We start from the raw sequence: 23,734 nt of genomic DNA, 5'->3' as shown, positions 1-23,734 counted from the left end.
TAGTGGCGGTGGCATCCGCCTCCTCCGACTCGATCGCGTCGGCGAGTTCGTCCGGCGTCAACCGGTGCGGGTTTCCTGCGGCGGAAAGGGATCTTTGCGGAAGCTGCCGACCAGCGGACCGGGCGACAACGAAGTTGCCGTTCGCACGTCGTCATACCTGAGCCCAACGCGCCCCGTCATACTTTGGCCCAGACGCGTCTTGCGGCAAGATGCTCACGTGCCAGCCTACCTAACTCTCCCCTAGTCGCCATCTGATGACTGACTGGATCTCAGAATGTCCATAGTTGACGAAATGTCAATGGCCAATTTGCATGTCAACATCGCTATACATGAACGATCTTGACCACTTTATTGGCGCCTAAACAACGCATTCGTGGTGATCACATTCTCACCACCAAATTCACACTTCACCCGAGCGGTGGAAGGCCAGCGGGCCGCAGATGATGTACAGCAAAGCCGACATCGCCCCGTGCCTGCCAGCGGTGGCCGGAGGCGCGGTCGACACCCCCTGTCCTCAGCCGACCGAGCTCTACCGGCTACCTGGGCGCCGGCTAGGTCTGCGAGTAGTACGAGCCGCGGTACGTGCCGTCAGCCAGGCGGAAGCAGACCCGGAACTTGCCGAAGCTAGACCAGGTACCGGTGTTGACCCCGATCTCGCCTGCCGGGACAGTCGCCGATGACACGACGTTGCTGAACCAGTTCTCAGCCCAGACTTTTGAACCTGGTGCGGCGTTGTGGAGGTTGGCATGCCATCTCCATGCGCCCGCCGGTTCGATGATCCGCCACAACGTGCCGGTCGTCCCGCCCGCCCTGACGATGGCCATGCGCTCGTAGCCTGCAGCTCGCAACTGCTGGTCGCTCACCGCTTCGCCCGATGACGAAGCCTGCGACCTAACTGCAAGCGCTGAGGCCACCGACGCGATCGGATCGGCCGTGGCGGCGTCCGCCGACGCCACGGCGACCGTGGCGGAAAGGGCGAGCAACGCTCCCGGCGCTGCTGCTGTGACTCTGCAGGACATGATCGCTCCCCTGATCGACATTGAGAACCGCGGCTGGCGCCAGCCCCGGAACGAGCTGGCCCGGCCCTCTGCCTCGACCACGCGGCCACCACTTCGAGGCAGCGGTCGAGGCTTGCCAACAAAGCTGGACTGGAGGGCCAAACGGCCTAACGACATCCAGCACTCGGCTGAACACAGGTTGTAGTTGATCAGTTCCGGTGCGCAAGCGTGTCCCGGTTGCTTCAGCTCATTTGGGACCGCTAGGTTCCTGACCTGCTGGGACATGCCCGTCCCGGGACAGGTGCCGTCGGTCGAAGCATGCCGTCGGCCCGGCGTGAACGAGGTCTCGATGGCTGGTGGCCCGCAGAACGAATCCGATCCGGTGCGCAGCCTGGCCAACGCGCTCAGCACTCTGCAGCGGAACTCCGGACGTCCGCTGCGGTCGCTGGAATCCGAGATCCACGTGAGCGACTCGTCGCTGTCGCGATACCTGCGCGGGCACTGTGTCCCGCCATGGGACGTCGTGCGCGCCCTGTGCATGGCCCTGGGCGCGGACCCCGCCGAGTATCGGGCGCGCTGGGAAGCGGCCGAGGCGGTTCAGCCCCGCACAGCACCGGAGCCCTCATCGGAGAAGCCGGACACAGCGCCCACCAGAACGGGCCGCGGGTGGTTGTGGGCGTTGGCCGGTGCCGGCGTTGGCACGGTGCTGGGCAGCGTGATCACCCTGGCGTTCGTCTCGACGGCCACCGCTCCAACACCGACGCCCTCGGGCATGGACGGTTCGGCGGGCCTGGTCTCCGCACCTGGGGGGAATCGCATCTTCGTCAGCAGGGCCACCGGCGCTTGCCTGGATGACAGCCTGGACGGCGGGCTCAGAACTTATCGCTGCAACGGTATGAGCTACCAGCGGTGGACACCGCAAGACGCCGGGGATGGCACCTATCGGCTAAGCAATCACGCGACGGGCGCGTGCCTGGACCTCAGCTCCACAGGGCTCCGCAGCGCCGCATGTGCCGAAATAGATTCGCAGCGGTGGAAAATCACGGTCTCGCAGGACGCCGCCGAAGTCCGCAGCACGGTCAATGATGCGTGCCTGCACGACAGCAGCGCAGGCCTACAGCTGGCTCCATGCGATCGGTCCCGCAACCAGCAGTGGGGATGAGCAGCGACGAAAGCCAAGCGCCGATGCCTGAGGCAACCGGCGACATCCCACCCCGAACACCCGTACCACCTGCATAAACCACTACAACGTCGAGCACTACGCGGCGTAAACCCGCATGGCCGGTACGGGAGCGCGGTGTGGGGACGGTCGCAGTCGCCGGGCACGACGCCGCGGTCGATCAGATCGGCGCTCAGGCTGGGCAGGTACAGCGCCGCGATCGTCTGGACGGCTTGGACGACGACGACCGCGCCGACGACTCGCCGGTACGGCCGCAAAGTGACCTGGAGCAGGCGAAACAGCACGGCAGCTCACACGGGTAGGAGTGGAGGGATGTCCGCTCACCAAAACCGAATTGATCTTCGGTTTTAGCGTCGAGCGAACGCTAACACAGCGCCCCGGACGCCAGATAGCCGCGATGAGGTGGCCTCTGTCGCCGCCGAGACCACGAGCGGACCCCAAAGACCGGGTCGCCGAGCTCAGCTGTCGTCAACGGCTGCCCAGACCACGAAGGACGATCGCCGCGGTACCCGCACATCGACCGGCGTACCGCACCTGCGGTACGCCGGATGACCGCACCAGGCCGACGTTCGGAGCAACCGCGCCGAGGAGTCTTGTCGGCGTTGGTGATTGCCGAGGAAAGGCTCGTGTCGTGAATTCTCTGGCCCGTTGGTGTTACCGGTGGCGGGGCACCGTCCTGGGTGGGTGGCTCGTCGGTCTTGTGGCGTTGGCCGCCCTGACCGTGGTGTTGGGCACGGGATTCACCGACGAGGTGGAACTCCCCGACAGCGAGTCCTCCACCGCCTACAGCTTGATGGAGGAAGCCGGTGGGCCTTCGTCCGCCACACCGGTCACCAGGGGCACGATCGTCTGGCACACCGACTCCGATGTGGACTCACCGCAGGTTCGCGAGCGGTTCACCGACGCGCTTGCGGAGATCACCGCGATCCCAGGCGTGAAGCAGGTGGTCAGCCCCTACGCCCCGGCGGGTAGTGCCCAGCTGAACACCTCTGCGGACACCGCGTACGCGACGGTCGTGCTCGACAAGGACGCCGACACCGAACCGGTCACGCAGGCCGCGCAGGCGTTGCGCGGCAACGGGGTGCAGGTCGAACTGGGAGGGCAGGCGTTCACCGAGCAACCTGGTGGATCACGCGGTGGCGAAGCCGCCGGGATCCTGGCCGCGCTCGTGCTGATGCTGCTGGTCTTCCGCTCGCTCTGGGCGTCGCTCCTCCCGATCATCACCGGTCTGATGGGCGTGGGTGTCTCACTGCTCGTCGTGCTCCTCGGCTCACACGTGGTGGACGTGGCCGCCACGAGCTTGACCATGGGTGCGCTCATCGGCTTGGGCGTGGGCATCGACTACGCGTTGTTCATCGTCAACCGGCACCGCAAGTCGCTGCTCGCCGGTGAGACGGTCCCGCACTCCATCGCTCGAGCGGTCGACACCTCGGGACGCGCCGTCGTGTTCGCCGGCATCACCGTCATCATCGCCCTTCTCGGCATGTTCGTCGTCGACCTGGGCATCCTGACGAGCATGGCGCAGGCCGCCGCCGTGACCGTGCTGTTCACCATCGCCTCGGCGATCACGCTTCTTCCCGCACTGCTCGGCATGGTGGGTCTGCGGGTGTTGTCACGAAAGCACCGCAAGGCCATCGCAGCGGGCCGCTTCCCGATCGCGGAGAGCAAGGACGGCGGCAACGGGTGGACCAATCGCTGGAAGGCGCTGGTTCAGCGCTTCCCGCTGCGCGCCGGCGGCATCGCGCTAACCTTGGTCGTGCTGTTGGCCTCGCCGGTGCTCGGCATGCGGGTCGGCGACTCGGACGCGAGCAGCGAACCGGTCGGTTCACCCGCTCGCGCCTACTACGACACGATGTCCGATGCGTTCGGCGAGGGGTTCGACGCTTCACTGCTCCTGGTGGCGCGCACACCGGACAACGCCTCGTCCGCCGCCTTCACCGACCTCGTGAACAAGCTCGGATCCACGCCGGGAGTCGCCTCGGTCGCAGCCGCTCCCGTGAAGGCCGGTCAGCAGGTCGCCAGTGCCACCGTGGTGCCGACCAGCAGCGCTCAAGCAGAACAAACCGCCGATCTGGTGGAGACCTTGCGGACGCAGGTCATCCCCGCCGCCCGGTCCGGTTCGGCTCTCGAGGTCTACGTCGGCGGCAGCACCGCCAGCAGCATCGACCTCTCCACCGCGCTGATGGACAAGCTGCCGCTCTACCTGGGGCTGATCGCCCTGCTCGGTTTCCTGCTGCTGGCTGTGGCGTTCCGCAGCATCCTGGTCCCCCTGGTGGGCGCGGTCAGCAACATCGCCACCATCGCCGTCGGATTGGGTGCGGTCACCGCCGTCTTCCAGCACGGCTGGGGCTTGTCGCTGTTCGGCATCGGCGGCAGCGCACCGGTGATGTACCTCGTCCCAGTGCTGATCGTGGGCGTGGTGTTCGGCCTGTCCATGGACTACCAGGTGTTCCTCGTGAGCCGAATGCACGAGGAGTGGAACCGGACAGGCGACAACGACCGCGCCGTCGGCACCGGCATGGCCGAGACGGCCAAGGTCATCGCCGTCGCGGCCACGATCATGCTCTGCGTGTTCGCCTCGTTCGGGTTCAGCGGTCAGCGCATCGTGGCGATGATCGGAATCGGCATGGCCATCGCCGTCGTGGTCGACGCCTTCGTGGTCCGGCTGACCCTGGTGCCGGCCATCATGACGCTCATCGGTCGCGCCAACTGGGCTTACCCCCGCTGGGCTGACCGGATCACGCCGAACCTGTCGGTCGAGGGCCCCGCGAAGCACGCAACCGCCACGCCTGCGGCAACCGACGTGCCCGGCACCGAGGTCAGGCCGTTCTCGGACTCTGATCACGCTCGCCTCGGTTAGGCGCCGGGGTGGTGCCACCGCTGGACCAGATACGACTGCAAGCGGTGGCACCGCCCGAAAACCTAACTCTGTTTCTATTTTCGCCACGATCAGGATAGGGTGCCCGCTGTGACGACCTCGTCCCACCGACGCGGCCCCTACGCCAAGACCGCCGCCCGGATCAACGGCATCCTCGACGCGGCCGTGGAACTGTTCGCGACGAACGGCTACCGGTCAGCGACGATGAAGGACATCGCCGAGAAGGCCGGCATCAGCCAGCCCGGTCTGCTGCACCACTTCCCCGGCAAAGCGGACGTGCTCATCGCGTTGCTGCGGCGGCGGGAGGAGCGCGCTCTCATCCGGGCCGCCGAGAGCGACGACCTGCCGGCCGTCGATCGCATCCTCACCATCGTCCGGGACCTCGAGGACAACCGGACGCTGATCGCTCTGCACTGCGTTCTCGCCGCGGAGGCGACCTCACCAGAGCACCCGGCCCACGAGTTCTTCAAGCTGCGTTACCACCGCATTCAGGAACGCGCGACGTCGAGCTTCCAGCACCTGCTGGAACAGGGCCTCCTCCAGCCCGGCACGGACCCTGCCCGGCTGGCCCGCACCATGGTCGCCGTGCTCGACGGGCTGCAGCTCCAGTGGCTGCTGGCACCGGAGTCGGTCGACATCACGGCTGAACTCCGCGCGTTCCTCTCCAGCCACATCGTCAACGCCTGACACGCGTCCTTCCCGAACCGTCCCGGAGAACCGGGACGGTCGGCGAGTGACGTCCTCCTCATGATCAGATCAGGAGCTTCACGAGCATGTTCGACAACCTCAGTGTCATCGTCACCGGCGGTGGCGCCGGCATCGGCCGGGCCGCCGGCCTCAAGTTCGCCGGCCAGGGCGCGCGGGTCGTCATCGCCGACATCGACGCGACTGGTGCGGAGTCCGCCGTGCGAGAGATCGAGGCCGCCGGTGGCGTCGCTGTAGCCGTAATCGGCGATCTGAGCGACCAGCAGGTGGTCGACCGCGTCGTCGCCACCGCCGTCGAGCAGTTCGGCGGAATCGACGTGCTGGCCAACGTCGCGGGAGTCATGGACGCCATGACCGCCACCGCCGACGTCACCGACGCCGAGTGGGAGCGGGTCATCCGGATCAACCTCACCGCCCCGTTCCTGCTCAGCCGCGCCGTACTGCCGCACATGCTGGCCAAGGGCAAGGGCGCCATCGTCAACACCGCCTCGCAGGCGGCTTTGCGCGGCAGCGCCGCCGGTACCGCCTACACCGTTTCCAAGCACGGCATCGTCGGCCTCACCAAGTCGCTCGCGGTCATGTACCGCGCCCAAGGCATCCGCACCAACGCCGTCGCACCCGGCGCCACCCGTACCGCCATCACCAGTGGTCTCACCATCGAGGGCCACGGCCCCGGCGCACTGCGTCCCTACATGGCGGGCATGGGCCGGGTCTCGGAAGCCGACGAGCAGGCCGCGGCGATCGTGTTCCTGGCCTCCGACGCGGCGAGCAACATCAACGGCGTCGTGCTGCCCGTCGACAACGGGTGGGCGGCGGTCTGATCAGGCCGACGAGCGCTCGACGATCTCGGTCGCGGCGGATTCCGCCACGAGCCCGGATTCCTGGCCGGACAGGCCGTTGATCACGGCGGTGGCCCGGCGACGGGCCACCTCGTGCAAGCCGAAGCGGATCGTGGTCAACGGCGGGTGGATGAGACCAGCGGTGGGGATGTCGTCGACCCCGATGACAGCGAGGTCGTCGGGAACGGTGAGTCCGCGGGCACGAGCGCCGGCCAGGACCGCGATGGCCACGTCATCGTTGAACGCGCAGATCGCCGTCACCGACCGCCCGATCCACATGTCCACGGCGAGGGCGGCCTGCTCGGTGTCCAAGGGGGCGTCCAAGGCGAGGGGAGGATCGATCCCGGCTTCGGCGCAGGCGTCGGCGACGCCGCGCAGGCGTTCCTGCGCCATGGGCTCCAGACCGGAGGGTCCGGGCAGAGCGACGCCGAGGTTCCGGTGGCCCTTGCCGATGAGGTACCGGGCCTGCATGAGGCCGATCGGGCGCGCCGCGGGCGACTCTTCCACAGCGGACGGCAGCACGACGGCCGCGCCAGCCCGCCGCAGGTCCTCGGCGGTCTCTTCATCGAACGGGTCGAACCCGACGACGGCCGAGGCACCGACGGTCGCGCACACGTCGGCTACCGACCGCCCGTTCGCCCCAGCGAGGTGGGTCACCAGCGTGAGCCCGTGCTCGGCGAGCGCCGAGGCCAACTCCTCGACGAACCGACTGATGTTCGTGCCGATCGGCAGGTCCGGGATGGACAGCAGGACGATGTCGCTGCGCCCCGCGGCCAGTGCGCGCGCCGAGGCGTGCGGCCGGTAGTCGAGGCGCCGGGCGGCCTCCAGCACCCGCAGCCGGGTCGCCTCGGGGATCGACTGCTCGGCGCGGTTGTTGAGCACGAAGCTGACCGTGGTCCGGGAAACGCCTGCGGCGCGTGCGACGTCTGAACTGGTAACACGCTTGGCGGATGGCGTCATGATCTCCTCATCACACGGTGCTGCCCACTGGCAGCACCCCATCGTAATGCCGTTCATAACTCGCGTTAGCCCACCTCGGCACGATCACAACTAAAGCGCGTTACTGGTTTGTTACAGCCCTTCGTATTGCCGTTCCGGCGACACCTGCCGTTAACTCACTAACGCGCGTTATCTACAGAGTCAGTCCTCACTTCGGCGCCCGGTCTCCACCACGCGTCAGGCGAGTGCCCGTGGAGGTCCCGATGAACGGTGAGCACAACAGAACCGAAGTCCTGGCGTCCCTGACGCTCCGGGAGAAGGCCAGCCTGCTGTCCGGGGGATCGGCATGGGCAACCACCTCCGTGGACCGCGTCGGCATCCCGTCGACCATCCTGACCGACGGCCCCCACGGCGTGCGCCTGCACGACCCGGAAGCGCCGCACTTCGACTTCAGCCGGAACCTGCCCGCCACCTGCTTCCCCACTGCCGCGGCGCTGGGCTCCAGCTGGGACGTCGACCTGCTCACCGAGATCGGCGAGGCGCTGGGGACCGAGAGCCGCGCCGCGGGTGTCGGAGTCCTGCTCGGCCCTGGGGTCAACATCAAGCGATCCCCGTTGTGCGGCCGCAACTTCGAGTACCTGTCCGAGGACCCCCTGCTGGCCGGCCACCTGGGCGCAGCGCTCGTGCGCGGCATCCAGCACAGGGGTGTCGGCGCGTCGGTGAAGCACTTCGCGGCCAACAACCAGGAAACAGATCGGATGCGGGTCGACTCGGTGGTCGACGAGCGCACCCTTCGGGAGATCTACCTCGCGGCGTTCGAGCACATCATCACCACTGCCGCGCCCTGGACGGTGATGGCCGCCTACAACAAGGTCAACGGCACCCATGCCGCCGAACACCCCTGGCTGTTGACCAGCGTGCTGCGGGAGGAGTGGGGCTTCGACGGCGTGGTGGTGTCGGACTGGGGCGCGGTGGCCGACCCGGTGGCCGCTGTCGCCGCCGGGCTGGATCTGGAGATGCCCTCCACCGGCGGTCTCAGCGCGCGACGGATCGTCGAGGCGGTGGAGTCCGGGCAACTGGACGAAGCAGTGGTCGACCGCGCGGTGACCCGTCTGCTGGGCCTGCTCGACCGCGTGGCGGAGGGCGCCCGCGAACCCGCGCCGAACGTCGATGTCGAGCAGCACCACGCGCTGGCCCGCCGCGCCGCCGCCGAATCGGCCGTGCTGCTCAAGAACGACGACGCCATCCTGCCGCTGGACCCCGACGCGCACCTGGACATCGCCGTGGTCGGGGAGTTCGCGCGGACGCTGCGCTTCCAGGGCGGGGGCAGCTCGCACGTCAACCCGACCAGGACCGAGAACGCCCTGGACGCCCTGCGATCGGTCGCCGGTGAGCACGTGACCCTGTCGTTCGCCCCCGGCTTCCCTTCCTCCGGAGAACAGGACCGGAGCCTGCTCGCTGAAGCCGTGGCCGCTGCCGCGTCCGCCGACATCGTGCTGATGTTCCTCGGCCTGCCCGAAGAGGCCGAGTCGGAGGGCTGGGACCGCGCGGATCTGGACCTGCCGGCGGTGCAGCTCCAGGCACTGCGGGCTGTGGCGCAGGTCAACGACAACATCGTGGTCGTGCTGGCCAACGGCGGCGTCGTCCGAGTCTCGCCCTGGGCGGAGCACGCCAAGGCCGTGCTGGAGACCTGGCTGGGTGGCCAGGCAGGCGGCGCGGCAGTCGCCGACCTGCTGTTCGGCCGCACCAGCCCATCGGGCCGGCTGGCCGAGACGATCCCACTGCGACTCGAGGACACGCCGTCCTACCTCGACTTCCCCGGCACTGCTGGAACCGCGCACTACGGCGAGCGCCAGTTCGTGGGCTACCGCTACTACGACCGGCGCGACATGGCGGTCGACTTCGGCTTCGGGCACGGACTGTCCTACACCACCTTCGGTTACTCCGACCTGCACACCGAAGTCATGAACGACTCCCCGGCGTGGCTGCGGCTCACCGCCGCCGTCACCAACACCGGAGCGAGACCGGGCAAGGAGGTCGTGCAGGTCTACATCGGTGCGATCGACTCACCGGTGGAGCGTGCGGTGCGCGAGCTGAAGGCGTTCGCGAAGGTCGATCTCCGCCCCGGCGAGTCGACCACTGTCGAGTTCGCCCTGACCATCCGCGACTTCTCCTACTACAGCACCGCGCACGGCGACTGGGTGTGCGAGGGCGGTGAGTTCGAGATCGCCGTCGGTGCCTCGTCGCGCGACCTGCGCCTGACCACCGCCGTCACGGCACCCGACACCCGACCGGTCGCTGCCCTGCGGTCCGACTCCACCGTCGGCGAGTGGATGGCCCATCCGATCGGCGGCCCGCTGCTCAAGCAGGTGCTGAGTGCGGGCTCCGGCTCGGGCGTGGCCTCGGACCCGGACATCGCCCGCATGGTCGGGTCGCTACCGCTGAACCGCCTGCTCGCGATGAGCGGCGGCCGGCTGGTGATCGACGTCGACCAGCTCGTCGCCCGAGCCAACGGCCATTCCGCCTGACCTCCACATTCACCAGGAGCAGATCTTGTCCTTTCCCGACGGCTTCCTCTGGGGTGCGGCTACCGCCGCCCACCAGGTCGAAGGCAACAACACCACCAGCGACTTCTGGGTGCTGGAACACACGCCGGAGTCGATGTTCGCCGAACCCAGCGGGGACGCCTGCGACCACTACCGGCGCTACCGCGAGGACATCACCCTGCTCAGGGACCTCGGATTCACCAGCTACCGGTTCTCGATCGAGTGGGCACGGGTGGAGCCGGAGGACGGGCACTTCTCGCGCGCCGCGATCGAGCACTACCGCGACGTGCTGAAGACCTGCCACGAGCTGGGCGTCACCCCGGTGGTGACGCTGCACCACTTCAGCAGCCCGCGCTGGCTGATCACGCTCGGCGGCTGGGAGTACGACGGCACGCCGGAGCGGTTCGCCGCCTACTGCCGCGTGGTCATGGCCGAGCTCGGCCCGCTCATCCCCTGGGTGACGACGATCAACGAGGCCAACATCGCCCCGCTGGTGCGGATGCTCATGGGCGGCTCGACGGGCGACGAGGCGGTCCAGGCACCGGTGGGCGTGCAGGACGACCCGCTGGAAGCACTGCGGCGCAGCCGGAAGTCGGCCGCCGAGGCGTTGGGCACCGCACCGGACGAGCCTCACCTGTTCCTGTTCACCTTCAGCACCAAGGGTCAGGACGTGGTCAAGCGCGCTCACGTCGCAGCTCGCCAGGTCATCCGCGAGGTCAGTCCGGACACGAAGGTCGGAATCACCCTGGCGCTGCAGGACTTCCAGCCGCGGGACGGCGGCGAGGCCGCGGCGGACGCGCGGTGGGCCGAGACCTTCGACGACTTCCTGTCCTCGATGGAGGGTGACGACTTCCTCGGCGTGCAGAACTACAGCCGGGCGCTCGTCGGCCCGGACGGCGGACTGCCCGCGCCGGAAGGCGCCGAGATGACGCAGATGGGGTACGAGTTCTACCCCGAGGCGCTGGAGAACGTCCTTCGGCGCGCGGCATCGGCCGGCTTGCCGCTGATGGTCACCGAGAACGGCGTCGCCACCGACGACGACACCCGCCGCGTCGAGTTCATCACCAGGGCCGTGGCCGGCGTGGAGCGTTGCCTGGCCGACGGCATCGACGTGCGCGGCTACTTCTACTGGTCCGCCTTGGACAACTTCGAGTGGATGCTCGGCTACCGGCCCACGTTCGGCCTGGTGGCCGTGGACCGCGAAACCCAGCAGCGCACCGTCAAGGACAGCGCCCGCCACCTGGGCGCCATCGCACGGCGCAACTCCCCGGCCTGACGACAGCGGGCCACGCAACAGGCACACCTCTCCTCTCCCGAATGCCTCACCAGAATTCGACAGCGAGGTCACCATGGCATTCACACCAGCTGAACCGCCGCCCACCACCGACCCGCGGGTCGACCCAGTGGCTCCCCACGTCGGTAATCGGGGGCACGGGGACGAGCCGCCCAAGGCACCCGCCGCGTACGTCTGGATGATCGTCGCCGCCACGTTCGGCGTCTACATGGCCTTCGTGACTCCCATCGCGTACTCGTTGGCGGTCAAGGTCTCGCAGTTGGCGCCGGACAACGAGGAGTACCTCGGCTACGTCACCGGAGCCGGAGGTGTGGCCGCTGTGCTGGCCGCCCCGTTCTTCGGCAGGCTGAGCGACCGGACGCGCTCCCGGTTGGGCAGGCGCCGGCCGTACTTCATCGCGGGCACCGTGATCGGTGTACTGGCACTCGTGATCTTGGCTTCGGCTCCGAACATGATCGTGCTCGGCGTGGGCTGGGTTCTCGCTCAGGCGAGCTGGGGCACGATCGTGTCCTTGCTGCTGGCTTCGCAGGCCGACAGGCTTCCCGTGTCCCAGCGCGGGAAGGTCGCGGGGCTGAGCGGAATCGTCCAGCAGATGGCCCCGGTCACCGGCGTCCTGCTCAGCGGCGCGCTGATCGGGAACAACCTGCTGCTGTTCTTGGTGCCCGGCGCCCTGGGCGTGGTCGCCATGACGTTGTTCGTGTTGCTGGTCCACGAACCGGACAGCCGCGGCCTCGACCTGCCGTCCGAACCTCTGACCTTGTCGGCGATCGTGCGCACGTACACGTTCAGCCCGCGCCGGAACCCCGACTTCGCCTGGAACTGGTCCGGCAAGTTCCTGTTCGTGATCGGCCTGACCTTCAACACGACCTTCACCACCTTCTTCCTGGCCGACCGCATGGACGTGACCGTCGAGGAAGTGGCGGGCCTGGTCGCGGTGCTGGGCGGCGCCGGTGTCGTGGCCGGGATGCTCGGTGCGATCGGTGGCGGGTTCCTGTCCGACAGGTTGCGCCGCCGCAAGGTATTCGTGCTCGCGGGTGCCATCGTGTTCTCGGCCGGCGTCGTGCTGATGGCCATGACCCACAGCATGCCGTTGATCATCACCGGCGCTGTGCTGGGCACTTTCGGCATCGGCATGTTCAGCGCCGTCGACCAGGCGCTCGCGCTGGACGTCCTGCCCGAGAGGGAGACGGACGCCGGCCGCTACACCGGTATCTACGGCTTCTCCACCTCCATCCCGCAGGCCATCGCCCCGCTCATCGCGCCCTTGTTCCTGGCGGTCGGCGCGAGCGGCGGGGACAAGAACTACACGCTGCTGTACCTGGTCGCGGCGGCCTTCACCCTGGCAGGCGGCCTGGTCGTCGTGCTGCGGGTCAAGTCCGTCCGCTGACACCACCCACGAGGAGCACGAGTGATCCGCACGTCCTTCAACGACGGCTGGCAGTTCCGGCGCAAGGTCAGCACCTTCGCCGAGTCCGCGGGCCCGCCGGTCCCGTTCGAGGCGGTGACCCTGCCGCACGACGCACTGATCCGCCAGGAGCGGATCCGGCCCGAGACCGACCACGCGGCGGCCGGCGCCGTGGCCTACTTCCCGGGTGGAACCTTCGAGTACCGCAAGACCTTCCCGGTGTCCGAGGACCACCGGGGCCGGCGGGTGCTGCTGGAGTTCGAGGGCGTGTACCGGGACGCGGTCGTGTACGTCAACGGCGACTACGTCGGCCAGCGACCCTACGGCTACTCCGGTTTCACCGTGGACGTCGGCCCGTACCTCAAGTACGGGCACGACAACGAGGTCCGCGTGGAGGCCCGCGCTCACCAGGATTCCCGCTGGTACTCGGGCGCGGGCATCTACCGCGACACGTGGCTGCTCGTCGGCGACCTCGTCCACGTCGAACCGGACGGCATCCGGGTCACCACCCCGCAGATCGACGCCGAGCGCGCCGCGGTGGAAGTCGCCACGACCGTCGGGAACGACTCGATCGTGATCAGGACGGTCGAGGTGATCACCGAGATCCGCGACGCCGCAGGGGAAGTCGTCGCGTCGCGCACCGACCCGCTCACCGTGCTGCCCGGCACGCGCGCCATCTCCCGGCAGCGGCTCTACGTGCGGGACCCGGCGCTGTGGAGCCCGGACTCGCCGGCGCTGCACTCGGCACAGGTGGTCCTGCGGGAAGGGGACGGCGAGGTCGACAGCGACTCGGCGGTCTTCGGCATCCGCACGCTGAGCCTGGACCCCGTGCGCGGCCTGCAGGTCAACGGCGAGACGGTGAAGCTGCGCGGCGCGTGCGTCCACCACGACAACGGCGTCCTCGGCGCGGTCAACGCCGCGCGCGCCGAGCACCGCCGAGTCGAGATTCTCAAGGCAGCCGGGTTCAACGCCATCCGGATGTCGCACCACCCGATGAGCCGGGCGATGCTGGATGCCTGCGACCGCTTGGGCGTGCTGGTGGTCGACGAGACCTTCGACGTGTGGACCTCGGCCAAGAGCGCGTTCGACTACAGCCTCACCTTCCCCGAGTGGTGGGAGCGCGACGTCGAGGCGATGGTGGCCAAGGACTTCAACCACCCCAGCGTCGTGCTCTACTCCATCGGCAACGAGATCCCCGAGGTCGGGTCGCCGGCCGGTGCCGCGTGGAGCCGCAAGCTGGCCGAGAAGGTGCGTTCGCTGGACAGCACGCGGTTCGTCACCAACAGCGTCAACGTCACGCTGGCCGTGATGGCGGATTTGGCCGAGATGCGCGAGCGGATGAGCCAGGCCGCTTCCGAGGAGCAGGGTGGTGGCATCAACACGCTGATGGCGACCGACGCGGGCGCGATGATGAACAAGATCGCCGCCGCGGACTTCGTCACCCAGCGCACCGCCGAGGTCTTCGCCACCGTGGACGTCGCCGGGATGAACTACGCCGACAGCCGCTACGAGATGGACCACGAGCTGTTCCCCGAGCGGATCATCCTGGGCACCGAGACCTTCCCCACGCGCGTCGACGTCAACTGGAACCTGGTCCAGCGGTTCGGCCACGTCATCGGCGACTTCACCTGGACGGGGTGGGACTACCTGGGTGAGGCCGGCATCGGACGGCAGCAGTACCTGACACCGGAGTCACCACGACCCGAGCACGTGGGCCCTTACCCGTACCTGGTGGCGCAGTGCGGAGACATCGACATCACCGGCTACCGCCGCCCCGCGTCGTACTACCGCGAGATCGTCTTCGGCCTGCGCGCCGCGCCCTACCTGTCCGTGCGGCGGCCGAGCACCCACGGCCTCACCGCCTTCGGGTCGCCGTGGGCGTGGAGCGACAGCATCGCCAGCTGGACCTGGCCCGGCTTCGAGGATTCGCCCGTCGTGATCGAGGTCTACAGCGATGCCGACGAGGTGGAACTGCTGCTCAACGACCGCTCACTGGGCCGTCACCCGGTCGGGCCACCACACCGGTTCCGCACCGAGTTCGAAGCCGGGTACGAACCAGGTGAACTGGTGGCCGTGGCCTACCGCGACGGTGAGGAGACCGGACGCCACACACTCCGGACGGCGACGGGCCCGGTGCGACTGCGGGCCGAGGTGGAACGCCCGGTGATCGCGTCGACCGGCGGCGACCTGGCCTACGTGGCGCTCACCCTCACCGACGAGCACGGCACCACTTTCACCTCAGCCGACCGGCCGGTGACGTTGGAGGTCTCCGGCGACGGCGAGCTCCTCGGCTACGGCAGCGCCGATCCGTCCACCGAGGAGCGGTTCGACTCCGTCGAGCGCCGCACCTGGGACGGGCGCGCACTGGCTGTGCTCAGGCCGACCACGGCAGGCAAGGTCCGCCTGATCGCCACCGCCCCCGACTGCGAGCCGGTCGAAGTCGTCGTCACCGTCGAGCAGTGACCCAGTGGAGAACAACAACACCGTGACCACCATCGACCGCGAAGCAGTGGTCCGCCGCCACGACGTTCGATTGCAGGCGCCCGACCCGGCACACGTCATATCCGTGGGCAACGGCGACTTCGCCTACACCGCGGACATCACCGGCATGCAGACCTTTCCCGCGTACCACGACCAGGCCACCGCGATGGCGGAGCGACGCCTGGCCACCAACACCGCGACCATGTCCACGTGGGGCTGGCACGCCATGCCCAACCCGGACGGATTCGCCCTCACCGACGCCCTGTCGACCTACGACACGGCCCGCGGCCCGGTCGAGTACGCGGACCGGTTCAGCATCACCGCGATGATGCGTGGACAGGTGCCCGAGGAACACCGCGCCGGGACGTGGCTCAACGCCAACCCCCAGCGGCTCGACCTCGGTCGCATCGGCCTGCTGCTGCGCCGGGGACCCGACGCGGCGCCGGAGACCGACCCGACCGCGCTCGCCGGCGCCCGCCAACACCTCGATCTCTGGTCGGCTTCGCTGACCAGCACCTTCGAGTACAACGGGCACAGCGTCCGGGTGACCACGGTCGCCGACCCGCACAGCTCGCGTGTCGCGTTCCGCATCGAGTCCGACGGCCTCGTGGACGGAACCGTCGCGGTGGTGCTGCGCTTTCCCTACGCCAGCGACGGGTTCTTCCAGACCTCGGACTGGACCAAGCCCGATCGGCACCGCACCATTTCGTCCACAGTGGATGATCGAGCCCACCGGTTCGACCGGCTCCTCGACGACACCGCGTACTCGATGCGGCTGGACCACTCCGGAGGCGAGATCGCCGCGACCGATCGGCCGCACGAGTACGTGCTCACAGCGACCTCCGCAACCTTCGACGTCGTGGTGGGCTTCTCCCCCGGCGACGCCGAAGAGTTCGGGCGCGGCGACTTCGAGGCGGTCCGGGACGCGGCGGCGGTGTGGTGGCGGCAGTTCTGGACCTCCGGCGCGGCGGTCGACTTCGCGGGCAGCACCGACCCTCGCGCGCACGAGCTGGAGCGCCGCGTGGTGCTGTCCCAGTACCTGACGGCAGTGCACTGCTCAGGCACGACCCCGCCGCAGGAGACCGGTCTGGTGACCAACTCGTGGCAGGGCAAGTTCCACCTGGAGATGCACTTCTGGCACGCCGCGCACTTCGCCACGTGGGGCCGCCCGGAGCTCCTGGAGCGAAGCATGGACTGGTACCTGTCGATACTGGGCCAGGCGCGCGAAACGGCGCGGCGGCAGCGCTACGACGGCGTGCGGTGGCCCAAACAGGTCGGCCCGGACGGCCGGGACAGCCCCAGCGACATCGGCGTTTTCCTGATCTGGCAACAACCGCACCCGCTCTACCTGCTCGAGCTGCTGCACCGTGGCCGCGACGAAGAAGGCCGGGCGCACTTGCTGGACCACTTCGCCGACCTGGTCGAGCAGACCGCGTTGTTCATGGCCTCGTTCGTCCAGGAACGCGATGGCCGCTACCACCTGCCCGCGCCGCTGGTGCCGGCGCAGGAGTTCTACGACGCCAAGAGCACCGAGGACCCCACCTTCGAACTGGCCTACTGGTGGTGGGGGCTCGAGATCGCGCAACAGTGGCGCGAGCGGCGCGGGCTGGCACGGCACGAGCACTGGCAGCGGGTCCTGGACGGCTTGGTCCCACCCCACCAGGACCGCGGTGTCTACGCCGCCATCGCCACCGAGCCGCACCTGCGCCGCGACGACCACCCGTCGATGCTGTGCGCGCTCGGCGTCGTGCCGGCCACGCCCCTCGTGGATCCGGCGACGATGACTGCCACGCTGCTGGACGTGCGCGGCAACTGGGACTGGGACAGCGCGTGGGGCTGGGACTTCCCGGTCATGGCGATGACCGCCACCCGCGTCGGCCGCCCCGACCTCGCCGTGGACGCGCTGCTCACCGACACCGTCAAGAACACCTACCTGCCGACCGGTCACTGCCCGCAGATCGGCAGCCTGCTGCCGCTCTACCTGCCGGCCAACGGCGGCCTGTTGGCGGCGGTGTCGCTGATGGCCGCCGGGTGGGAGGGCGCCGAGGACGACTGCCCCGGCTTCCCGCGCGACGGCAGCTGGTCCGTCAAGCACGAAGGGTTCACCCGGTGGCCGTGAACAACCGCCCCGTCCTGCCCGGCTTCTTCCCCGATCCCTCGATCTGCCGCGCGGGTGAGGACTTCTACCTCGTGAACTCCTCGTTCGAGTACCTGCCGGGTGTCCCCGTCCACCACAGCCGCGATCTGTTGCGCTGGGAACACATCGGCAACGTGCTCGACCGGGACGACCAGCTCACGCTGCCCTCCGGCAAGGGCGGCAGCGGGATCTACGCGCCGACGATCCGACACCACGGCGGGTTCTTCTGGATGGTCACCACGAACATCTCGCAGTTCGGCAAGGGGCACCTGATCGTGCACGCGGATGACCCGGCCGGTCCGTGGAGCACTCCCGTGCACACGGACGGTGCTGTGGGCATCGACCCCGACCTGGCGTGGGATCTCGACGGCACCTGCTACCTGACGTGGAAGAGCATGTGGCCTGTGCCGGGGATCGTCCAGGCCGCGATCGACCCCGTCACGGGAACTCTGCTGTCCGAGCCCCGCGCGTTGTGGGCGGGCACGGGCTTGGCTCATCCGGAGGGACCGCACCTGCACCACCGCGAAGGCTGGTGGTACCTGGTTGTCGCCGAGGGCGGGACGGAGCGAGGGCATGCCGTGTCGGTAGCCCGCTCGCGGTCGATCAGCGGGCCGTTCGAGACGCACCCGGCCAACCCCGTGCTGACCCACCGCAGCACCGACCACCCCGTGCAGAACACCGGCCACGCGGACCTCGTCGAGTTGCCGTCCGGAGAGTGGGCCGCGGTGCACCTGGGCGTGCGGCCGCGGGGCTTCAGCCCCATGTTCCACGTCAACGGGCGGGAGACGTTCCTCGTCGGCGTCGACTGGGAGGACGGCTGGCCGGTGTTCGCCGAGGACCGGTACACCGCGCCGGAACCGGACACCGGCTTCGAGGACGACTTCGGCCCGTCCGGGTTGCACCCCCGGTGGATCTCCCCCGGCGCGCACCCGCACGGCTTCACCGCGCCGGCCGGCGACGGTGGTGTCGTGATCACACAGCACCTGTTGGGCGTTCGCGCACGCGACGACCAGTGGCAAGCCGATGCCCTGGTCGAGGGTGACGCGCGTCTGGTGCTGCGCCTGGACGACCGGCACCGGATGAGCGTCGAGGCGCACGGCGACTCCCTGGTGGCCCGCGCGGTCATCGGCGGTCTCGACGACGTCCTCGCCAGCATGCCGCTGCCCAGGGGCCCGGTGAGGCTGTGCGTGCGTGCGGTCGCCGCTCCACAAGGCCCCGATCACACGGGTGGCCCTGATCAGGTCGAGCTGGGACACCTCGGTCCGGACGGGTTTCACCGGCTCGGCGACCTCGACGGGCGTTACCTCTCCACGGAGGTCGCCGGCGGCTTCACCGGTCGCGTGGTCGGTGTCGAGCCGCTCACGGACGTCGCGGTGCTGCGGCACTTCCGCTACAGCCCAACGCTCTCCTGAGCCGCACCGCAGATGAAGGGCTCGGTCCACTGTGGACCGGGCCCTTCGTCCACGGTGTCCTACTCGGCGGTTCCGTTGATCATGATGGTCGTCTGATCACGTACGTCGGCGCTGCTCAGCGCCGCCATGACGGTCACCTCGCCCGATTCGACACCGCGGCGGCCGTCGAGCATCGTGTAGAACAGCCGCTCCACGGGCGCATCCAGCGTGATCTCCGCCGACTCCCCCGCCGCCAGTGCGATCCGGGCGAATGCCAGCAGCTGCCGGACCGGGCGCACGATCGAGGCAGCCTCGTCGCGCGCGTAGAGCTGCACGACGGTTTCGCCGTCCACGTCACCGGTGTTGGTCGCGGTCAGCCGTGCCCGGATGTGCCCGTCGGCCAGCTCGACAACGTCCGGTCCGCTGAACGCCACGTCGAACGACGTGTAGGACAGGCCGTGCCCGAAGGGGTAGAGCGGACTGCCGTCGAGCAGGTCGCCGTAGCCGTGGCGGGTACCGGTGGGGTGCTCGTAGCCGCTGCCGTAGTGGTGCCCGTGGTAGAGCGGGATCTGCCCGACGTGGCGGGGAAACGTGCTGGGCAGCCTGCCGCTGGGGTTGGTCGCGCCGAACAGCGCGGCGGCGACGGCGTTCCCGCCCTCCTCGCCCAGCAGCGGGGCCAGCAGCACGGCGTTGGAGGCCACCGCGGCCTCGGTCAGCACCAGCGGGCGACCGGAGACCACGACGGTCACCAGCGGCTTGTCGGTGGCCGCGAGCAGCGCCAGCAGCTCCTCCTGATCACCCGGCAGCACCGGGTTCGCGGTGGACTGCCCCTCGCCGGCGGTGTTGTTGCCGACCCAGCCGGTGCGCTCGCCGACAACGGCGATCACCACGTCGGCGTCGGCGACCGCGGCTTCGACCTCGGCGGCCACCAGCGGCGCGTCCGGATCGACCTCGAAGCGTCCCAAGGGCGCGTGGGCGATCGACGGGTCCACCGCACGCAGCGCCTCCAGGACGGTCGGCGCGTCCGGGTGCATCTGGTGGGCGATGTCCTCGAACACCGGGTCCATGCCGGGCATCCGCACCTGGAACAGGTCGGTGAACACAAATGTCGCCGGGTCCACACCCGCGACCTGGCCGCTCATCACCGCCCGCATGCCCAGCGGCACCTCGGCGTTGGACACCGAGGTGTAGGCCCCGAAGTGGACGCGCAGCTCGTGGGCGGCCGGACCGACGACGACGATGCGCTTGCCGGCGGACGGGAGCGGCAGCACGCCGTCGTTCTCCAGCAACACCAGGGAGCGGTGCGCCATGGCCTGCCGAACCTCCGTGGCCTCCACCGGGTCCGGTGCGGCAAGCCGGCGCGGCCGGGTGCCCAGGTCGGGGACGAGGCCGAGCCGGGCCTTGACGGCCAGCACGCGGGCCACCGCGGTGTCCACGACGCGCTCGTCCACGCGGCCCGCGGCGACCTCGTCGGCCAGGTGCCGGTAGTGGACGTCGCCGGGCAGCTCGACGTCGAGCCCGGCGGTGAGCGCCTGGGCCGCGGCCTGCCCCTCGGTGGTGGCGGTGTGGAAGAAGCGCTTGAGCAGAGCCACGGCGTCGTAGTCGCTGACCGCCAGCCCCTCGAACCCGAGCTCGTCGCGCAGCAGTTCGGTGAGCGCCCAGTGGTTGGCCGCGACCGGCACGCCGTCGATCTCGTTGTAGGAGTTCATCACCACACGCAGATCGGCCTCGGTGATGGCGCGGCGGAACGGTTCCGCGTACTCGTCGACCAGGACGCGGCGGCCGAGCTGGGTAGCCGCCTGGTTGAGGCCCCCCTCGGAGCTCCCGTAGCCCAAGAAGTGTTTACCGGTGGCCAAAACGCCGTGCTCGCCGTCGCGTCCCTGCAAACCGCGCACGAACGCGACGGAGAACCGCGCCGCCAGTTCAGGGTCCTCACCGTAGGTCTCGTGCACGCGGCCCCAGCGCGGGTCACGGGCGATGTCCATCACCGGGGAGAACGCCAGATGCATGCCCGAGCGGCTCATGTGTGCGGCCGACACCGCGGCCATCCGCTCGACCAGATCCGGATCCCAGGTGGCCGCCTGTGCCCAGGCGGTCGGGAACTGGTCTCCGGATGCGTGCAGGAATCCGTTGACCGCCTCGATGTGCACGAGTGCGCCGATGCCGAAGGGGGTCAGGTCGCGGACGGCCGCCTGAACCTCCTCCAAGGAGGCGGTCAGCCGGTCGATGTCCTCGCCGAGGAACCAGACCATCGACAGGTGGCCCACGCCGTGAGGGCGCAGCTCGGGCAGTCGCGTCGGGTCGAGCCTCGCCGCGGTCTCCGTGCGCACCAACAGGTCGGTGACGGAGAAGCCGCCGAGCTGGGCGACCTTCTGCTCCAGGGTGAGGCGGGAGACCAGCTCAGCGATCTTCTCGCCGTCCCAGGGGGTGCTCGACACGTGCGCTCTCTTTCGACGGGGCCGTCCAGGTGCAGCACCGCGACGACCAACAGGATCAATTGCTAATCGGACTTCGCTTTTCGGTGACGACAAGGTAACACCAAAACCTAAGGACGTTAAGGTTTTGACGGGACCTCAGAGGTGGCCCGACCTGCGCATCCACGAGAAGGCCAGCCACCCGACCGGGATGCGCGACCAGAACGTGACGAGCCGGTAGAGCACCGCGGCCGCGAGCGCGACCGGCGGCTCCAGCCCCACGGCGGTCAATTGCGCCGCCAGCACCAATTCGGCGACACCCACACCACCCGGCACCGGCACCGCACCGGCGAGCAACCCGCCCAGCGCCACCACGAGCACCAGGTCACCGAACGGGACAGCTCCGCCGAATGCCCGGACCGCAGTCGCCAGGGCAGCGGCGGACCCGAGGTTCACCAGCAGACTCCCGGCCACGGCGGCGAACACCCGCGCCGGGCTGGCCAGAGACAGCCGGAACGCGGCACAGGCGCTCACCAGCATGCGGCCCGTGCGACGTCCCCACGAGGTGAGACCCAGCAGGACCGCGACGCCGAGCAGCACCACCACGACACCCACGACCACGGGCGCGGAGAGCATCGAACCGGCTGACCGCACCGCGTCCGCCGCCGACCCCGACGACGCCAGGCCGGGGACCGCAACCGCGACGGTCACCAGGAGGGCCATGACCTGCGTGGCACCGACCACCCCTGCCGCGTCCGCAACGGGCACGCCACGCCCGCGCAGGAAGCGGACGTTGGTGGCCATGCCGCCGATGTTCGCGGGTGTGACCAGATTCCCGAAAGCCCCCGCCAGTTGCGCCACGGCGGTGAGCCGCCACGGCAGGCTCACCGGCGCGGCGGCCCGCAGCGACAGCACATTCCCCAGCAACGGCAGCAGGAACACCACAAGAGAGGCGGTGATCCATCCTGCGTCCGTGCGTCCGAGCACCTCCATCAGGGCATGCCAGTCGACCTGCCGGACCAAGGCCACGAGGGCCACGACGACGACGGCCGCGGCGACGACCCGCAGCAGCAGGTTCACCACATCCCGGCCGGCTGCCGCCGGGAACGTCTCCACTCGACTGTGCGTCACGTCCACAATGCTTGGTGAACAGCACCCCAGAAACGTCGGGCCGCAGCGGTATCCGGGCGTACCGCGTCCGCGGTACGCCGGACAAGCGGTCAGGAGTCGGCCCGTTCGTGCGACGCGGCGAACGGCGCACAGCTGCGGCACCGTCCAACACAAACCCCCGGCGCCACGGTCGTTCCACGCCGGTCCTCACGTGGCACAACCTGCCGTTGACCTTCCGCCCCTCGCCGAAGCATCGCAGCACGCTACTTGCGCGCGTTACGTCACTCGCCGTAACGTTCGAGCCAAGTAACGCGAGTTAGTAGTTCGTCGAGGAGTTTTCATGCCGAAGCGTCATGCCCCGGCCCGCACCGGCTGGTTCGTGTCGTCGGACGATTCGCTCAACCGGATGCACGACGACGCGGTGTGCTCCTCACATGACGATCTCACCGTCATCGGTACTGCTGCGGCGTTTCTCCACGACCTGCACGACGTCACCATTCCGCAGCCGGATGAGTACGTGGTGAGCTGGCCGCGGGCGCTGTACCGCGAGCACGGCGACATCGAGGTGTTGCGCAGCCACTATCCGGCGATGAGCGCCCTTCTCCGCCAATCGGAAGGCCTGCTCAACGAGTACGGCGTGTGGACCGGTCCTCCGATCGGCAGCATGCTGACCGACGCCGAGCCCTGTCTCGTCGCGACGGCACTCGTGCACGAGATGGCCAGCGAAGTGGCCCGGACAGCGGTGCTGCTCGGGCACAATTGGGACGCCACACACTTCGCCTCCCTCACCGAACGCGTGCGTACCGGGTTCCGCCGCGAGTTCACCAGCGCATCAGGCCGAGTGATCACGGACTCGGCCATCGCGTACGCGCTCGCGATCTCGTGCGGTCTGCTCGACGCCGACCAAGTCGACGCGGCCGGCGCTCGGCTCGCAGACCTGGTGGCGCGAGCGGGATACCAGCCCTCCGCCGGAACGCCGGTGGTGCTGCGCGCGCTGAGCGATACCGGTCACCTCGACCAGGCCTATCGACTGCTGGCCGCGGCCTCGTCCGCTCCCTGTCACGTCTCGGTCGTCGACTGGCTGCACCGCGTGGTCGGTGGGATCAGAGCCACCGCGCCGGGGTACCACCGCGTGCGCCTGGCTCCTCGTCCCGGTGGTGGGCTCACCTCAGCGCAGACCGTCCACGACACGGTCCGGGGGCGGGTCTCGACCGAATGGCACGTGCTGGACGGTGCGGTCCGCTTCGACATCGCGGTTCCCCAGGGCAGCACGGCAACGGTCGTGTTGCCGCTGCACCCCGACGGAGTGAGTTTCGAGATCGGGGCTGGTGCGCATTCGTGGCTCTACCCGACCGCCGAGCAGCCCGCCGACCGACCGCTGACCGTGCCCGCCCCACTGCCCCAACCCGCCTGATCG

Annotated in this window: 16 protein-coding genes; 12 read left to right on the top strand and 4 right to left on the bottom strand. The window is 69.1% G+C overall.

The genetic code is table 11. From position 1 onward, the window contains the following. Positions 1-551: 551 nt before the first annotated feature. Complete coding sequence (locus AB0M48_RS12695; protein ID WP_363839849.1) at positions 552-983, bottom strand: hypothetical protein; 432 nt, start codon at positions 981-983, stop codon at positions 552-554. Positions 984-1,332: 349 nt separating this feature from the next. On the opposite strand from AB0M48_RS12695, the gene AB0M48_RS12690 reads away from it, so the two are divergent. The 5 genes from AB0M48_RS12690 (at position 1,333) to AB0M48_RS12670 (ending at position 6,582) form a co-directional block, all read left to right on the top strand. Next, a complete protein-coding gene (locus AB0M48_RS12690) occupies positions 1,333-2,160 on the top strand; it encodes a ricin-type beta-trefoil lectin domain protein (protein WP_363839846.1) in 828 nt (275 codons plus the stop codon). A gap of 137 nt (positions 2,161-2,297) precedes the next feature. Further along, a complete protein-coding gene (locus AB0M48_RS12685) occupies positions 2,298-2,480 on the top strand; it encodes a hypothetical protein (RefSeq protein ID WP_363839843.1) in 183 nt (60 codons plus the stop codon). 329 nt (positions 2,481-2,809) lie between these two features. Then, entirely contained in the window at positions 2,810-5,038 is a 2,229-nt protein-coding gene (locus AB0M48_RS12680; protein WP_363839839.1) for an MMPL family transporter, read from the top strand. A gap of 108 nt (positions 5,039-5,146) precedes the next feature. Then, the gene (locus AB0M48_RS12675; protein WP_363839836.1) at positions 5,147-5,743 is read left to right on the top strand and encodes a TetR/AcrR family transcriptional regulator; all 597 of its coding nucleotides are present in this window, start codon (positions 5,147-5,149) and stop codon (positions 5,741-5,743) included. Positions 5,744-5,829: 86 nt separating this feature from the next. Then, on the top strand, positions 5,830-6,582 hold the full coding sequence (locus AB0M48_RS12670; protein ID WP_363839833.1) for an SDR family oxidoreductase: 753 nt from the start codon (positions 5,830-5,832) through the stop codon (positions 6,580-6,582). On the opposite strand, the gene AB0M48_RS12665 is transcribed toward AB0M48_RS12670, so the two are convergent. Next, a complete protein-coding gene (locus tag AB0M48_RS12665) occupies positions 6,583-7,560 on the bottom strand; it encodes a LacI family DNA-binding transcriptional regulator (RefSeq protein ID WP_363839830.1) in 978 nt (325 codons plus the stop codon). A 242-nt stretch (positions 7,561-7,802) separates the two neighbouring features. Here AB0M48_RS12665 and AB0M48_RS12660 point away from each other — a divergent pair, with 242 nt between their 5' ends. From AB0M48_RS12660 to AB0M48_RS12635, 6 genes are all read left to right on the top strand, one after another. After that, the gene (locus AB0M48_RS12660; RefSeq protein WP_363839826.1) at positions 7,803-10,067 is read left to right on the top strand and encodes a glycoside hydrolase family 3 C-terminal domain-containing protein; all 2,265 of its coding nucleotides are present in this window, start codon (positions 7,803-7,805) and stop codon (positions 10,065-10,067) included. Between the two features lie 25 nt (positions 10,068-10,092). Further along, positions 10,093-11,361 (top strand): family 1 glycosylhydrolase, encoded by a 1,269-nt coding sequence (locus AB0M48_RS12655; protein ID WP_363839823.1) that lies wholly within the window; start codon positions 10,093-10,095, stop codon positions 11,359-11,361. Positions 11,362-11,434: 73 nt separating this feature from the next. Then, positions 11,435-12,766, top strand: coding sequence for an MFS transporter (locus AB0M48_RS12650; RefSeq protein WP_363839820.1), 1,332 nt, complete (start codon positions 11,435-11,437; stop codon positions 12,764-12,766). A 21-nt stretch (positions 12,767-12,787) separates the two neighbouring features. Beyond that, entirely contained in the window at positions 12,788-15,247 is a 2,460-nt protein-coding gene (locus AB0M48_RS12645) for a glycoside hydrolase family 2 TIM barrel-domain containing protein (protein WP_363839816.1), read from the top strand. 4 nt (positions 15,248-15,251) lie between these two features. Continuing rightward, positions 15,252-17,384, top strand: coding sequence for a hypothetical protein (locus AB0M48_RS12640; RefSeq protein WP_363839813.1), 2,133 nt, complete (start codon positions 15,252-15,254; stop codon positions 17,382-17,384). Then, positions 17,375-18,814, top strand: a complete 1,440-nt coding sequence (locus AB0M48_RS12635; protein ID WP_363839811.1) for a family 43 glycosylhydrolase — start codon at positions 17,375-17,377, stop codon at positions 18,812-18,814. The genes AB0M48_RS12640 and AB0M48_RS12635 overlap by 10 nt, the downstream gene beginning before the upstream one ends. Positions 18,815-18,873: 59 nt before the next feature. Here AB0M48_RS12635 and AB0M48_RS12630 read toward each other — a convergent pair whose 3' ends face one another. Both AB0M48_RS12630 and AB0M48_RS12625 read right to left on the bottom strand, forming a co-directional pair. Next, a complete protein-coding gene (locus tag AB0M48_RS12630) occupies positions 18,874-21,231 on the bottom strand; it encodes a glycoside hydrolase family 3 N-terminal domain-containing protein (RefSeq protein WP_363839807.1) in 2,358 nt (785 codons plus the stop codon). A gap of 135 nt (positions 21,232-21,366) precedes the next feature. Next, positions 21,367-22,338, bottom strand: coding sequence for a lysylphosphatidylglycerol synthase transmembrane domain-containing protein (locus tag AB0M48_RS12625; protein ID WP_363839804.1), 972 nt, complete (start codon positions 22,336-22,338; stop codon positions 21,367-21,369). Positions 22,339-22,657: 319 nt separating this feature from the next. Between AB0M48_RS12625 and AB0M48_RS12620 the strand changes: the two genes are divergently transcribed. Continuing rightward, positions 22,658-23,731 (top strand): alpha-L-rhamnosidase C-terminal domain-containing protein, encoded by a 1,074-nt coding sequence (locus AB0M48_RS12620; protein WP_363839801.1) that lies wholly within the window; start codon positions 22,658-22,660, stop codon positions 23,729-23,731. Positions 23,732-23,734 lie beyond the last annotated feature (3 nt).

Origin of the sequence: Lentzea sp. NPDC051208 (assembly GCF_040682435.1) — a bacterium.
Taxonomy (GTDB): Bacteria; Actinomycetota; Actinomycetes; order Mycobacteriales; family Pseudonocardiaceae; genus Lentzea; species Lentzea kristufekii.
The sequence above is the reverse complement of the archived record's forward strand: the minus strand, read 5'-3'. Positions and strand labels throughout refer to the sequence as shown.

Coding starts and splice junctions, on each gene's coding strand:
- AB0M48_RS12670 (WP_363839833.1), top strand. CDS start 5,830: ATGTTCGACAACCTCAGTGTCATCGTCACCGGCGGTGGCGCCGGCATC.
- AB0M48_RS12665 (WP_363839830.1), bottom strand. CDS start 7,560: ATGACGCCATCCGCCAAGCGTGTTACCAGTTCAGACGTCGCACGCGCC.
- AB0M48_RS12660 (WP_363839826.1), top strand. CDS start 7,803: ATGAACGGTGAGCACAACAGAACCGAAGTCCTGGCGTCCCTGACGCTC.
- AB0M48_RS12650 (WP_363839820.1), top strand. CDS start 11,435: ATGGCATTCACACCAGCTGAACCGCCGCCCACCACCGACCCGCGGGTC.
- AB0M48_RS12620 (WP_363839801.1), top strand. CDS start 22,658: ATGCCGAAGCGTCATGCCCCGGCCCGCACCGGCTGGTTCGTGTCGTCG.